The sequence below is a fragment of the Cytobacillus firmus genome, assembly GCF_023612095.1.
GTDB lineage: Bacteria > Bacillota > Bacilli > Bacillales > Cytobacillaceae > Cytobacillus.
In genome coordinates this window covers 804086-817396 of record NZ_CP086235.1, presented here as the reverse complement: position 1 = coordinate 817396, position 13311 = coordinate 804086, and the positions used below count along the sequence as shown (strand labels likewise).

Here is a 13311-nt window from a genome sequence, read left to right as displayed (position 1 = left end):
AAGAGCCTTAAGGAATAAGAAAAGGAGCGAAATTTAATCGCTCCTTTTCTATATTAAAACATCGGATTTTCATCCAGATATTGATATATATTTTCAACCAGTTCATCTGGTGTTTCTCCAGTTACCACTTCTCCGTTCACAAGCGCAAAAAGTGTGCTTGCACATTTGCCGCAATACCCGAGACAGCCATATTCGATGACATCCAGATCATAATCCTTTTCCAGCTGTTCAAGCGCTTTTTGAGAGCCGCTGGCCAAATTGCTGATGCAAAATTCGATGATTGGCTTAATCACATCTTTCACCTCTCTACCCTGTTAATGCTACCTTTTTTACCCGAATTCTGCAAGAAAGTGATTTCATTCCTATTTCTTTTTAGTATGCATAATTACCACTTCATGTCGTTTATTGTCAAGTTTCCTGCTGATTTGTGTTGTGATTTTGTCACAATTTCGTTATACTTTTTATGGGTTTGAGGTTAATAATATCATTTATTTATTTTTTCAAGATAACTAATAAAGTTTATTTTTAGGTTCGGTAACAGCAATCAGTACGGACATAAAGGGGAAATATACTATGAAAAACCTTGTGATACTTGGCGGAGGCTATGGCGGTATGAGGGCACTTGCCCGACTTTTGCCTAACCAGCTTCCCGATGATGTCTCTATTACACTAATAGATCGTGTGCCTTATCATTGTTTAAAGACTGAATATTACGCTCTAGCTGCCGGTACCATTTCAGACCAGCATGTGCGTGTATCCTTCCCTGAACATCAAAGATTGACCATTAAATACGGTGAAGTGACAAAAATCAGCATTGAGGAAAACAAGGTATATCTTCAGGACGAAGAGCCTGTTTCGTATGATGATATAATAATTGGACTTGGATGTGAAGATAAATACCATAATGTTCCAGGAGCTGACATTCACACATATAGCATCCAGACAATTGAAAAATCCCGCAGAACGTATCAAGCTTTAAATAATCTATCACCAGGCTCTGTTGTTGGAATTGTCGGTGCCGGATTAAGCGGAGTGGAACTGGCTTCAGAATTAAATGAAAGCCGTCCGGATTTGAAAGTCAAATTATTTGATAGAGGGAAGCATATTCTGTCAGCCTTCTCTGAAAGATTGAGCACATACGTAGAAAATTGGTTCTTAGAGCATAATGTTGAAATCATTAACCAATCGAATATTACTAAAGTAGAAGAAAAAACCCTTTATAATCATGACGAAGCCATCCACTGTGATGCCATCGTATGGACCGCCGGCATCCAGCCGACCAAAGTGGTTCGGGATATGAATGTGGAAAAGGACCCGCAAGGACGAGTAGTCTTAACCAGGCATCACAATATCCCCGGGAATGAACATGTCTATGTGGTAGGGGATTGTGCAAGCCTACCGCATGCACCAAGTGCACAGCTTGCTGAAGGGCAGGCAGAGCAAATCGTTCAAATCCTATTGAAACGCTGGAAAGGCGAGGACCTTCCTGAAACATTGCCAGTTATCAAGCTTAAAGGAGTCCTTGGATCACTGGGCAAAAAGCATGGATTTGGTCTGGTCGCAGAACGTCCTATCACAGGCCGCGTTGCCCGCCTGTTGAAATCTGGAATACTATGGATGTATAAATACCATAATGGATAATAAAAAATGAGCATCCTGATCGATGCTCATTTTTTTATTAAACTGCCTGGTACCCGTACTTTTCCATTTCCGCATAGATCGTTTTTAATTTTGGATTGCCTTCACCGACAATCTCATCTTCAAGCAGGACAACCGGGTAAAACATATCTTCTTCTATCACTCTTAGTGCGAATTCTTTTTTGTCCTCTTCTTCAGGTGGATTATGAATGTCAACATACACGATTTTAAAAGGCTGATTGGCAAACTTCCGGGATAGTGCTGCCTCCAGCCATTCATAAGTTTCCTTGGATGATGGCAGATTCACACAGCTTGGACAAAGCTGCTCTGCACCATAAACAGTGATTTCGATCTCTTTTTCACTCTTCTCTCCCCTATGCAAAACTTGTTCTTCCCTCCATTTTACAACATTAACATTGAGCAGCATATGAAAAATATTCTCCTAATGAGTGGAAATTACGTTCTTGGAATAGATTTTTAAGACTGATTTGATTATAATAAATGTATGGAAAGGAGTCGATTTCACATGGCAGAACAAACAACTATGACTGAACAAGTTCAGGAAGTATTAGATAAATTGCGCCCATTCCTTCTTCGCGATGGCGGGGACTGTGAATTGGTGGATGTTGAAGATGGCATCGTTAAATTGCGCCTTCTTGGTGCATGCGGCAGCTGCCCAAGTTCAACGATTACGTTGAAAGCCGGTATTGAGCGTGCTCTTTTGGAAGAAGTACCTGGTGTCGTCGAAGTAGAACAAGTATTTTAATTTTTCCTTTGCAAAAAGCGATGTCTGCATGACATCGCTTTTTTATATTGTTTGGCCTATCTCCAGCTCAACTAAGCTTTTTTTTAAAACCGTACAGCCTTCCTGATCAATTTTCAGTGGCAGGATTTCCATGTCCGGGAGCAGCCTCTGAAGCCCTTCTGCCACTGCGGGAGCACATCCTGTCTCAGCCAGGCAGAGAACTGCCGGCCCCGCACCGCTTAACGCAACTCCAAATGCTCCGAGCCCTGGTGCAGCTTTTTCAATGACTTCCAAGTGCGGAACCATTTTCTTTCGGTAAGGATGATGAAATAAGTCTCCGCTCATCATCTTGCCTGCGAGGGGGAAATTCCCGCTGAGCAAGGCTGCTACCATGACATTGCCGACTGCCCCGGCCTGGACAGCTTCCCGAAAGGACCATTCTGAAGGCAGAACGCCTCTGGATTCCTTTGTAAGGAGCTCTTCTTTCGGGACCACTGCTATAACATCAAACTCTATACTTTTTATACTCTGAACAGATACCTCTTCCTCTGACAGGCAGCCAATAACGAGGCCTCCGAGAAGGGAGGCTCCTGCGTTATCAGGATGGCCCTCCATTCGGGAAGACAGCACCAGCTTCTCGTACTGAGTCAGCTGGAGTCCGCAAAGCACATCAGCCAATTCGATTCCCGCTACAATGGCTGCAGCACTTGACCCAAGTCCCCGTGTGAGAGGAATTTCACTCGAAATGCGGGCTTTGCATCCCGGAAGCTCTCTACCATATTTCTTCGCGGTAGCCATTGCAACTTGAAAAATAAAATTGGATTCATCCGAAGGGTAGATGCTTAGCGCCTCTGATAAAGGAATCATTTCAAACTTGTCTGCCTTCTCTGCTTCAAGCGTCAAATATAAATTTAAGGCAAGGCCAATCGAGTCGAAGCCTGGCCCGAGATTTGCCGTGCTGCCGGGTACTTTGATGACAACCATTTCACTTTCGCTCATATGTGAACGGCTCCCTTGATATGGTCCGCAACTGCTTTTTCATCATTAGGCAGCAAAACTGGCTTAACAGGGCTGCAATCAATGGCTGTATTTGGATCCTTCAGCCCGTTCCCAGTCAGGATGGCCACCACTTTTGTTTTATGAGGAATCTCCCCATTACGCAGCTGTTTATATACCCCCGCAAGTGAAGCACATGAAGCCGGCTCAGCGAAAATCCCTTCAGATGAAGCAAGTTTACGGTACATGCAAAGAATCTCTTCGTCGCTGACTTCATCAATTTTTCCATTTGATTCTGACAATGCTGCATTGGCTAAATGCCAGCTCGCAGGATTTCCGATTCGGATGGCTGTGGCGATCGTCTCAGGACTTTCAAATACACGGTTATGGACAATGGCTGCTGCACCTTCTGCCTGTACTCCGTGCATTCTTGGAAGACCTGTCCCTCTTTCTTCGTTGTATTCTTTAAACCCTTTCCAATAGGCAGAAATATTGCCGGCATTACCCACTGGCAAAGCAAGGATATCAGGAGCGCTTCCAAGCTGGTCGCAGATTTCAAAGGCCGCTGTCTTCTGTCCTTCAAGACGATATGGATTAACCGAGTTTACGAGAGTAAAAGGTTCTGTTTCGCTAATTTTCCTTACCATTGCAAGCGCCTGGTCAAAATTACCTTCAATTGATACAACTTCCGCTCCATACATAACTGCCTGTGCAAGCTTCCCCATGGCAATTTTCCCTTCAGGGATGACAACTACGCATCTCATGCCCGCCCTTGCTGCATATGCCGCCGCAGCTGCAGAGGTATTGCCTGTGGAGGCACAGATGATTGCATCGCTTCCTTCTTCTTTCGCCTTTGCAACTGCCATAACCATGCCTCTGTCTTTAAATGACCCTGTAGGATTTGCTCCTTCCGTTTTCACATAAAGGTCAATGCCCCAGTCTCTTGAGAGCTTATCCAGCCTGATCAGGGGAGTATTGCCCTCATTTAAAGTAAGCATTGGTGTATTTTCACTAACTGGCAAATAGTCTTTATATGTTTTTATGAGGCCTTCCCATCTCATACTCTGGCGCTCCCTTCCACACGATACGAACTTTTGATTGATTGAACTGCCGGCAAATCTCTTAAACTTACTAAAATATCTTCATAATCCTGAAGGGATGCCTGGTGGGTAACCAGCACAATCTCAGCAAGCCCTTTTTCCTTTAGAGGAAGCTGCAGGATCTTCTCGAAGCTAACATGATGCTCTGAAAAAATGGATGTGATGTTGGCAAATGTCCCTACTTCATCTTTTACATGCATTCTTAAGAAATACTTCGAATAAATTTCATCTGCATCTTTTAATTTCTTATCATATTGAGGAACTGCCGCGCTTTTTCCATTGACGCCAAGACGCATATTTTTCATGACTCCAACAAGATCCGATACCACAGCTGTAGCTGTAGGCAGACTGCCTGCCCCAGGTCCGTAGAACATCGTTTCCCCTACAGCTTCACCGTAAACATATACGGCATTGTATTCATCCTGAACCGATGCAAGTGGATGAGACTCGGAAAGCAGTGTCGGCTGGACACTTACTTCCACCTTCTCCCCCTCCCGATGGGCAATCCCGATCAGCTTCATGATGTACCCAAGCTGCCTGCCGTACTGAAGGTCTTCTTCCGTAATATCCGTAATGCCTTTAACCTTAACATCATCAAGGTCAATATTCATGGAAAAGCCAAGTGTAGACAGGATCGCCATTTTCCTTGCTGCATCAAGGCCCTCCACATCTGCAGTCGGGTCGCTTTCCGCATATCCCAGCTCCTGGGCTTCTTTCAGGACGTCCTCATAAGCGCTCCCATTCTTGCTCATTTTTGTTAAAATAAAGTTCGTTGTCCCATTCACAATGCCCATCATTTTTGTAATTCTGTCTGAAGCCAAACCATCTACCAGCCCTCTTAAAATGGGAATGCCGCCGGCAACACTTGCCTCATAAAAGAGATCACACCCATTTTGAGCGGATGCAGCCAGCAATTCAGGCCCGTATACCGCCATCAGGTCCTTATTTGCCGTCACTACATGCTTTCCATTATCCAACGCTTTCTTTAAATGGTTTTTAGTTTCCTCTATGCCGCCCATTACTTCAATCACTACATCTATATCTGTATCATTTAAAATGTCTTCAGGATTAAGCGTCAGCAAATTCCTGTCCACTTTAACGGCTCTGTCTTTATTTACATCTTTAACAAGAACTTTCTTTACAACAACCGGACAGCCGACCTGGTGCATAAGCTTATCCTGGTGTTTCTCAATGATTTGCACGACACCCGATCCAACTGTTCCTAACCCTAATAAACCAATTGAGATTGATTCCACGCTAGCTCCCCCTTAAAGTGTTCACTATGTAAGTACATTTGTATTTGCATAGTAGACATTATAGGGGGCGAGCAGGATTTTTACAATAGGCAATTTTCCAAAAACGGTAAGTGAAAGCGCTTAACATACTGTTTTATTGCGCTTAAATCTTTTTAAATTTTTTTTCTATCAATAAAGGCACCCATCATGGATGCCTTTATCACTTCTATTTGACCGGTGTTTTCGGTTTCTTTTCTGATAGAACAAGATCAATGTTTTCCACACACAGCTGCATCATTCTATAGCGTGTTTCTATGCTTGCACTTCCGATATGGGGCATGGCCACAACATTTTTCAGCTCTAACAGCGGATGTCCGGCGCCGATTGGCTCTTCCGCAAAAACATCCAATCCCGCAGCCGCAATTTCACCTGCCTTCAGTGCTTCATATAGATCATGTTCATTTACTACAGGCCCTCTGGAGGCATTCACGAAAACAGCGTTGTCTTTCATCTTCCGGAACGCACTTCGGTTAAATAAATTTCTTGTTTCTGCTGTCAATGGTGTCAGACAGACAACAAAATCTGACCGTTCGAGCAGCTCATCAAAGCTGACATATTGAGCTCCCAGTTCCTGCTCTGCATCCGGCTTCCTCGAACGATTGTGATACAGGATTTCCATGTCAAATCCCGCGGCACGCTTTGCCACTGTTTTTCCGATATTCCCCATTCCTACAATTCCGATTGTTTTATGATGCACATCCTGGCCTGCCAAAAGGAGCGGACTCCAGCTCTTCCAATCGCCTTTCTTCACAAACTCCGCAGCCTCCACCATTCTGCGGGCAGCAGCAAGCACAAGGGCAAATGTCAGGTCGGCGGTTGAATCATTTAATACCTCTGGTGTATTGGTAACTGTAATTCCGAGCCTCTTTGCTGTTTCAACGTCCACATTATCATAGCCGACAGCCATATTGGCAACAACTTTCAGCTTCTCTCCCGCTTTCAGAACTTCCTCATTTACAGTCTCTGACAACATGGTTAGAATGGCATCTGCCTTTCCCGCTTCCTGCAGAAATACATCATAAGGAACCGCCACATCTTCCCGATCCCACATTTCAACAATGTATTTTTCTTTTAAAGTGGCGATAACATCTTCAGGCAGCTTCCTGCTGATAAAAACATATGGTTTCATTGAAATATCCCCTTTTCACATTCTCAGCTTACTTTTCCTTTCGCCAAGAAAGAGGGAATTCCCTGCCTTTTTTCAGCTCTTAATCCAATTCACCAGAGGAATCCTTAGTTTTTTGATCGGAACTTCGGCAAATTCAAAAAACCCGCCCAGAAAGCGCTCATGGTCATCAGACTGCCATAGATACTTCTGCAATCTCTCCTGAAGCACCAGCTTCTGCTGTTCAGAATCGGCGCCATAATAATTTTCTACTGTTTCAAAATAATGGAGGGGAAACAATAGACGGGCGTAGTATAACCGCCATGAAAAAGAGGATAATCTTCCTACACTTTGATATTCCGATAAAAATTGGCGGAGTTCCGGCTGATACGTTTTGATATTACGGAAGTATTTTTCCCTTGTCCATTCAGCCAAATCTCTGGATGAGTGATCAAATGCCCAGTCAAATGGATTTTTCATATAATAATTGTCTCCCCAGGTGGAAGAAGTCAATCTTATATGACAAACGGTTCCGCTGTCTGCCATGCCGGGTTCATCGTCAAGCTCTGTATCCACAAGATACTGTATTGAATTTTCTGCCAGCCCCATATAGTAGGGAAATGACTCTAAAAACATTCTCTCAAAGTCATTTTCGGGTTTTTGGAATAGCATCTCATTCCATACCTTTTCCATTTGGTCAAGCCGCTGTTCCCAAAGCTGTTTCCATTGCCCGATTCTGCTCGTTTTTTTCACAGGAAATGAAATACTCCTTCCTCTGTAATGGAACTTTGCCAGCTTTCGTCCAAACTGATTCTGCTTCCTGCTCAGAGTATGCCGATTAACTAAAATACAAAAGCGGCTATCATTCCAGTCAACGGCCTGCTTGCCTTCCTTCGTTTTCAAAAAAGTACTAATATTTCTATCACCGTTATTGGACAGGTGTTCTGCCATTCGGTCCAGTTCATCTAGCTCTTCTTCATCTGTATGCCCCGCAGGAACAAGCAAATAAAGATGCCCCTGCTTTCGGCATGCATCATATTTTCCGATTCTGATTGTATCTTCTGCTTCTATGCCAAATTGTTCTTTCAAAAGCTTTCTAAACATTAAATCACCTCAATTTAATAGGCTGTTTTCGCAAAGTTTGTTGCTATTTATATTATATTTACTGAGTTGATTGTAGTGGAAGGTGCGAGACTCCTACGGGAGTAGCGGGACAGGTGAGACCCCACAGACGCGCAGCGTCGAGGAGGCTCACCGCCCGCCCCGTGGAAAGCGAGCATCCTGGAACGGAAATCAACGGACAACATTGATAAGCGAAAAACAACAATTTATACGAAAAGAGCCATTTAATAAGATCCTTAAGGAATGTATATGATAGAAGACTTTAAAACTTGTTGTTTTCTTGGATAAGACTGTGTACCATGGAAATGATATAGAAAATGAATTTTTTCCGTTTGAGCGGCAGTGGGCATATTTGATAAAAAAAGGGTATATACATAGTGAAAAGAATCTAAAAGTGAGCAGCATAGGTCATTAAAAGGCCTGATGAACGTACCGCAATCACTTATAAACCAGAAAAGGTGAAGCCAATGAATGAAGAAAAAAAAGCAGTTAATCTTACAGAGCAGACAGCACGTAAATGGCTACATGAACGAGGGGTAGAAATACAGGATATAGCTGATTTGGTGTTCTTCCTCCAGGAGAAATATCACCCCGATTTGCAGATGAAGGATTGCATTTATAATGTGGAGCGTGTCTTATCAAAAAGAGAAGTGCAAAATGCCATTTTGACGGGAATTCAGCTGGATATGCTGGCCGAGGAAAAGAAACTCCTGGAACCGCTGCAATCAATTATCGCTACAGATGAAGGATTATATGGTGCAGATGAGGTATTGGCCTTATCCATTGTAAACGTATATGGTTCCATCGGATTTACCAATTTCGGGTATATCGATAAATTGAAGCCGGGCATTCTGAAGGATCTGAACGATAAGAGTTCAGGCAGATGCCATACCTTCCTTGATGATATTGTAGGAGCTATTGCGGCAGCCGCTTCGAGCAGACTTGCACATAGTGCTGAAAATGTGGAATAGAAAAAGGATGGAGTTTTTCCATCCTTTTTCTATTTGAAGTCCCAATCTGCCAGTGATTCGAATACATAGTCCGGCTGTCTCTCGTATCCCTTCAATAATTCTTTTGTTGTTACCCCCGTATGGACAAGCAGGGTATCCATACCGGCATTCATTCCTGCTAAGATATCCGTATCATAGTTATCTCCCACCATCAGCGTTTCTTCCTTGGCAGTTCCCAGCACCTTCAAAGCCTGCTCCATAATAATTGATTCCGGCTTTCCAATAAATACAGGCTGTGTTTGTGTCGATACAGTGATGACAGACGTTAGTGACCCATTTCCAGGCAGCAGGCCTCTTTCTGTCGGAATGGCAATATCCCCGTTTGTGGAAATGAATGTTGCCCCATTCCGGACAGCCACACAGGCGATGGACAGCTTTTCATAGTTAATCGAACGGTCAATTCCCACCACAACGAAGTCTGCATGCTCCTCTCCAAAGCTTAGCCCTTTTTCAGACAGCGCTTCCCGTATTCCTTCTTCTCCGATCACATATACAGAAGCATCTTTTTGCTGTTCATATATGTAGCTGGCAGTGGCCATGCTCGTTGTAAATACCTGTCTCTCTTCAGCCGGAATGCCAAACTTCACAAGCTTATCCGCCACCTGGCCTGGTGTTCTTGAAGAATTATTTGTCACAAACAAATAAGGCAGACCCAGTTCCTGAAGTTTTTTGACAAAGTCAGCCGCCTCACTGATCAGCTCTGTCCCGCGATACATAGTGCCATCTAAATCGATTAAGTATCCTTTATATTTTTTCAAAAATATTCCTCCCATAATGATCTGAGCTTTGATTAGTATCCCAATAATTATTACTTTTCAATTGGCTTTCGCCCATACAAGATATCTTAAAGGAACAGGGTGAATTGTGCAATTTTTCACGATTGCAGGAGTAATTCCCGCAAAAAAAAACTCCCTAAACAGGAGCCTCGCTTAATCTTGCTTTATTATATAATGACAGCACCCGTCACCCGCAGCCATACAGGATTTGATATCAACCTTATCAGCAGAAAGGAAATCCTTAATAAATTCCTTTTCAGATCTGCAGATTTGTTTAAATTCTTCTGCTGTTTCAATATATGGACAATTGAATTCTTTTAGGTGGACCTGACCTTCCTCTAAACGAACTTCCGGCATAAAGCCTTCAAGCAGAAGGAGCTCCTCCAGGATTTGAAGCTTTTCAGAGAATGACTTCCCCGCTGTCTGAAACTCATACTGCTGTATGAGGCGGCTTTTTCTCCTGGAAAACAACTCAGTAATTAAATGGCCCTGCCCCATACTTTTTAGTTCGGTTAATAATTCAACACTTAGCTGCTTGTATTTTTTTGGAAACAAATCTTCTCCTTTTGCTGTTAGCTGATAAAGCTTTGAAGGGCGCCCTTTTGTCTGTCTCTGGATTGAAGATGTAATAAATCCATCCTTTTCAAGAACCTGAATATGCTTTCTGACGGCCATTTCGGATATTTTCAGCTCCTGGGCCATTTCCAGTATGGATCGTTTTCCCGCTGTTTTGATTATCCTCAGAATCATATCTCTTGTGGAGTTTTCTCCGATATGCATGATATTCACGCCCTTCTCTTTATTCAAGACTAATCTGCCCTGGAGAAAAGATCGGATTTCTCCGACCCTTATTGAGGTTTAAATGCAGAAACCGGTCCTAGTTCATTGATCAAATACTCTCTGACCCGGCCTGGAAACTCTTTAATCATGGGGATATGGCTGCTAATCGCTGCTTTTAGTCCCTCATGATTGACATCTGTGTAGTTTTGGACGAGCATTTTACGATATGTAATGAATTGTTTAAAGCTCTCGCTCATTTCCTTGCTGATTACTTTTTCATCATCAAGAATATCCACGATATCATCGTAGCTGCCTGGATCCCTCATGATAAAACCGTCAATCATCGTATTTCCGGTATCAAGGATTGCTTCGATCATAATTTGGGCAATCCGTTCCAATGCTGCCTTTTCAATAGGGGATGTCCACTCTTTCACTTCTTCAAAAAGGGAGATTTGCTGTTCCAGATAACTGAGTGTGTCTTCAATCTTTTCCCTGTCTACGAAATACATAACGCTTCGTTCCTCCTATGAAGATTTCAGGCTCCTGGTTAAAGCATTCGCCCTGCACCCGGTTCATCAACAGCCACCCGAAATCCTAAAGTTCTCTATACCTCTATATTGTATATAAAGTTTTCAATACCTTCAATGGGGATCACATTTGAGTTATTTCATCTCCGGGGGGATAAACCTTAAAAGGTCATGCTATAATCGGTATATAAAGTGAAACTTCAATCAGTGGGGGTTTTCCTCATCCCCCACTGATTGTTAGTTGAACCAATCGGGCCTTTACGGGCAGTTTGACCCCCACTTATCCTCCTTTGATTCCTCTGAGTCTTGAAGGGGGGCTTATTGCCCGTTAGACTGCGATAAAACAACTAAGGAGTGTTATATTTGGCAGAACGCTTTTTCTTATATGATGATATTGAAGATACAAAAACCAGATTTATCAGCTTTATGGGGGAAAACCAGCGATTCGATTTAGCTATCGTTCGTTCAGATCGCTATTACGGCAAACAATTGGTCCTGGATATTCAGGGAAGCCGCTTTGCCATCATAGGAGAAGATGACTTAAAGGAAGAAGGCTATCTTGAGCATGTATTTCAGCTTTCCGAGGAAGATGCAGAAGACCTTAAATCATTTCTGATGGAAATCGTTTAATATACGATAATAAACAAATACTAAAGGGGAACCTGTTTTGGTGGGTTCTCCTTTTTCTTCTTTAAAGACCCTGCTTCATATAACTTCTTAAGGAGTGAAGGCATGGACGATAAAGAAAGACGCACATACACCGATTTCTCAAATGTGGAAACACAAAGGAATTTCCTGATTCCCGAGGACTTGCCTGAAGGGGCATATGGCGCTCCCAGAAATGCGGATGAACCGGTAGAGAATAAAAGCACCCCATGGCGGGAGGGCCAGCGCTATTACAGCGCCTTTAACTATGAGTTCAAGTCCCTTCACCAAAACTTGCCGCGGCAAATGCCAGGTGCGCACCCTCCGCATGACGATCCTGATAAAAACGAAGAGCCGCCATACACAGAGACTTAAGCAAAGCGCATGCGCAAAAAGGGCCGGGTTTCCCCTGCCCTTTTTAGCTTTTAACTTTTTTCACAACAAAATAGGCACAGCCGAAATTACAGAATTCGTAAAGGTATTCGGTAAGTGTGCTGATTTTTGTATCAAATGAAGCCTTTTGGCTCTGATCATCGAAAAAACCGCGGAGACGAAGCTGTCCATATCCCCAGTCCCCGACAATATAGTCATATCTGGATAAAATTTCGCTATATCTGGCCCGGAATGCCTCCTCATTGAAACCATCCCGTTCTTCCTGGATCAATTCATAACTAATATTGTTAATGCTAACCAATTTTTTCACCTCATTATAAGAGCATATGTAACAGTATTATATTGGAAATAACATGATATGAAAACAAATCAATAACTTGTCCTATTTAAATTATAACTGATTCCCCATCAATTACTAAGAGAAAAAAATATAACCGTGGCAATTCTATAAATGAGGAGGTGTTTATAGTGAAAAAATCACTAATCATTCTCGGCATTAGCAGCATGGCTGCACTGACTGCCTGCCAAAATAATGCCGCAAAAGAGGATATCTATGAAGAAACCGGTCATACCATAAATGTAAATGACCAGCGTGCTGAATTATACAATAGGAATATGGGCAACGGCCGGAATGGCAGAAACAATATCGGTGAAGATTTCGGATATGTACGCCATCAAAAAAGCCCAATTATGGGAGACAACGTTTCAGCGGACCACTATGCTGCCATTGATCGTGAACAGGTTGCAGATATTATCGGCAAATACTGCACAGAAATTCCGAATGTGGATGATATCTCGACACTTGTAACAGATGAAGAAGTCCTGATCGTATATAACACTGACACCAAAAATCGCAATCAGACAGCTGATCAGGTTAAAAAGATGGCCATGTCTGTTGTTCCAAGATGGTATCATGTCTATGTAAGTGATGATACATCGTTAAGAAAAAATGTTGAAAACTATGCCACGGTTGATTCCGATGGCCGAAATGCTGAAAATGGCATTAACCAATTAATTAAACAAATGCTTAAATCTCCTCAAGGAGAAAAAATGAGTGAAAGTGAAAATGAAAACGGTGAAATGCAAGGTGAAAGAAATGATGATATGGATAAAGATGACCTTGGAGAAACCGTTAAAAAAGCAGGGAATCGTTAACCCTTTGAGGGGGACTCTTCCTGT

General features: G+C 42.8%; 16 protein-coding genes and 1 pseudogene. 6 read left to right on the top strand and 11 right to left on the bottom strand.

Annotated elements, in window-relative coordinates; translation table 11 throughout:
• Nucleotides 1-53: 53 nt before the first annotated feature.
• Entirely contained in the window at nucleotides 54-293 is a 240-nt protein-coding gene (locus tag LLY41_RS04080) for a YuzB family protein (protein ID WP_035331977.1), read from the bottom strand.
• A gap of 280 nt (nucleotides 294-573) precedes the next feature.
• Between LLY41_RS04080 and LLY41_RS04075 the strand changes: the two genes are divergently transcribed.
• Nucleotides 574-1641, top strand: a complete 1068-nt coding sequence (locus LLY41_RS04075) for an NAD(P)/FAD-dependent oxidoreductase (protein WP_304587016.1) — start codon at nucleotides 574-576, stop codon at nucleotides 1639-1641.
• 37 nt (nucleotides 1642-1678) lie between these two features.
• Here LLY41_RS04075 and LLY41_RS04070 read toward each other — a convergent pair whose 3' ends face one another.
• Nucleotides 1679-2065 carry a YuzD family protein gene (locus LLY41_RS04070; protein WP_304587015.1) on the bottom strand — a complete coding sequence of 129 codons (387 nt, stop codon included), beginning with the start codon at nucleotides 2063-2065 and terminating at the stop codon, nucleotides 1679-1681.
• A gap of 117 nt (nucleotides 2066-2182) precedes the next feature.
• Between LLY41_RS04070 and LLY41_RS04065 the strand changes: the two are divergent.
• Nucleotides 2183-2404: pseudogene (locus LLY41_RS04065) on the top strand (NifU family protein); the annotation flags it as partial.
• Nucleotides 2405-2446: 42 nt separating this feature from the next.
• On the opposite strand, the gene thrB reads toward LLY41_RS04065, so the two are convergent.
• The 5 genes from thrB to yutH form a co-directional block, all read right to left on the bottom strand.
• Nucleotides 2447-3382, bottom strand: a complete 936-nt coding sequence (gene thrB / locus LLY41_RS04060) for a homoserine kinase (protein WP_304587014.1) — start codon at nucleotides 3380-3382, stop codon at nucleotides 2447-2449.
• A complete protein-coding gene (thrC, locus tag LLY41_RS04055) occupies nucleotides 3379-4440 on the bottom strand; it encodes a threonine synthase (protein WP_095243599.1) in 1062 nt (353 codons plus the stop codon). Before thrC ends, thrB begins: the two co-directional genes overlap by 4 nt.
• Nucleotides 4437-5735 (bottom strand): homoserine dehydrogenase, encoded by a 1299-nt coding sequence (locus LLY41_RS04050; protein WP_304587013.1) that lies wholly within the window; start codon nucleotides 5733-5735, stop codon nucleotides 4437-4439. Before LLY41_RS04050 ends, thrC begins: the two co-directional genes overlap by 4 nt.
• Before the next feature lie 205 nt (nucleotides 5736-5940).
• Entirely contained in the window at nucleotides 5941-6903 is a 963-nt protein-coding gene (locus tag LLY41_RS04045) for a 2-hydroxyacid dehydrogenase (protein WP_095243597.1), read from the bottom strand.
• Between the two features lie 72 nt (nucleotides 6904-6975).
• Entirely contained in the window at nucleotides 6976-7983 is a 1008-nt protein-coding gene (gene yutH / locus LLY41_RS04040; protein WP_304587012.1) for a spore coat putative kinase YutH, read from the bottom strand.
• Nucleotides 7984-8468: 485 nt separating this feature from the next.
• On the opposite strand from yutH, the gene LLY41_RS04035 reads away from it, so the two are divergent.
• Complete coding sequence (locus tag LLY41_RS04035) at nucleotides 8469-8972, top strand: phosphatidylglycerophosphatase A family protein (protein ID WP_095243595.1); 504 nt, start codon at nucleotides 8469-8471, stop codon at nucleotides 8970-8972.
• Nucleotides 8973-9001: 29 nt separating this feature from the next.
• Here LLY41_RS04035 and LLY41_RS04030 read toward each other — a convergent pair whose 3' ends face one another.
• From LLY41_RS04030 to LLY41_RS04020, 3 genes are all read right to left on the bottom strand, one after another.
• A complete protein-coding gene (locus tag LLY41_RS04030; RefSeq protein ID WP_304587011.1) occupies nucleotides 9002-9769 on the bottom strand; it encodes a TIGR01457 family HAD-type hydrolase in 768 nt (255 codons plus the stop codon).
• 171 nt (nucleotides 9770-9940) lie between these two features.
• Nucleotides 9941-10594, bottom strand: coding sequence for a helix-turn-helix transcriptional regulator (locus LLY41_RS04025; RefSeq protein ID WP_286137227.1), 654 nt, complete (start codon nucleotides 10592-10594; stop codon nucleotides 9941-9943).
• 41 nt (nucleotides 10595-10635) lie between these two features.
• Entirely contained in the window at nucleotides 10636-11076 is a 441-nt protein-coding gene (locus LLY41_RS04020; RefSeq protein WP_076258790.1) for a DUF86 domain-containing protein, read from the bottom strand.
• A 381-nt stretch (nucleotides 11077-11457) separates the two neighbouring features.
• Here LLY41_RS04020 and LLY41_RS04015 point away from each other — a divergent pair, with 381 nt between their 5' ends.
• Nucleotides 11458-11724: a DUF3055 domain-containing protein gene (locus LLY41_RS04015; RefSeq protein WP_095243591.1), complete on the top strand. Its 267-nt coding sequence runs from the start codon at nucleotides 11458-11460 to the stop codon at nucleotides 11722-11724.
• A gap of 102 nt (nucleotides 11725-11826) precedes the next feature.
• Nucleotides 11827-12114: a hypothetical protein gene (locus tag LLY41_RS04010; protein WP_035331961.1), complete on the top strand. Its 288-nt coding sequence runs from the start codon at nucleotides 11827-11829 to the stop codon at nucleotides 12112-12114.
• A 43-nt stretch (nucleotides 12115-12157) separates the two neighbouring features.
• Here LLY41_RS04010 and LLY41_RS04005 read toward each other — a convergent pair whose 3' ends face one another.
• Nucleotides 12158-12433, bottom strand: a complete 276-nt coding sequence (locus LLY41_RS04005) for a YutD family protein (protein WP_048011987.1) — start codon at nucleotides 12431-12433, stop codon at nucleotides 12158-12160.
• Between the two features lie 167 nt (nucleotides 12434-12600).
• Between LLY41_RS04005 and LLY41_RS04000 the strand changes: the two genes are divergently transcribed.
• Nucleotides 12601-13287: a YhcN/YlaJ family sporulation lipoprotein gene (locus tag LLY41_RS04000; protein WP_095243590.1), complete on the top strand. Its 687-nt coding sequence runs from the start codon at nucleotides 12601-12603 to the stop codon at nucleotides 13285-13287.
• Nucleotides 13288-13311 lie beyond the last annotated feature (24 nt).